Here is a 508-nt window from a genome sequence, read left to right on the forward strand (position 1 = left end):
GTCCTGCCCGCTTTCTGCGAAGTCGTGGACAGCCTAAAAATTGCACGAGGACACTTAACCGCGACCGTACTCTTCTGAGCAGTTGTTCTGGCTATGAACGCGCTGAGACCTGCGGCGCTGTTGTCAGCCGACCAGGGTTACGGCTTTCCCCTCTGCCATGGCCTGTAGGCGGTGAGGTGATGTCAGGTTAACCGGAGTTGAGGTTGTTAGCTGGTAGTCGGCGGACATGATTCAGTCTACCACCAGCTACAAGCGCCATCGTTTCCCACCTTCCGTGATCGCCCATGCGGTTTGGCTGTATTTTCGGTTTCCGCTGAGCCTGCGTCTGGTGGAAGAGATGCTGCTGGAGCGTGGCATCGTTGTTACCTATGAGACGATCCGCTGCTGGGCGAAGAAGTTCGGCCCAGACTATGCTCGCCGTTTGCGTGGAAAGCCGGCGAGCGCGAGCGACATCTGGCACTTGGACGAGATGGTCGTGACGATCAGCGGCAAGAAGCATTGGCTGTGG

Annotated in this window: 1 protein-coding gene; it reads left to right on the plus strand. The window is 57.7% G+C overall.

The window, feature by feature from the left end; all coding sequences use genetic code 11:
• Positions 1–226 precede the first annotated feature (226 nt).
• Positions 227–508 (plus strand): IS6 family transposase (locus CEV33_RS00895; RefSeq protein WP_141211530.1); only part of this gene is annotated, 282 nt, incomplete at its 3' end.

Source organism: Brucella grignonensis, from assembly GCF_002252505.1.
Taxonomy (GTDB): domain Bacteria; phylum Pseudomonadota; class Alphaproteobacteria; order Rhizobiales; family Rhizobiaceae; genus Brucella; species Brucella grignonensis.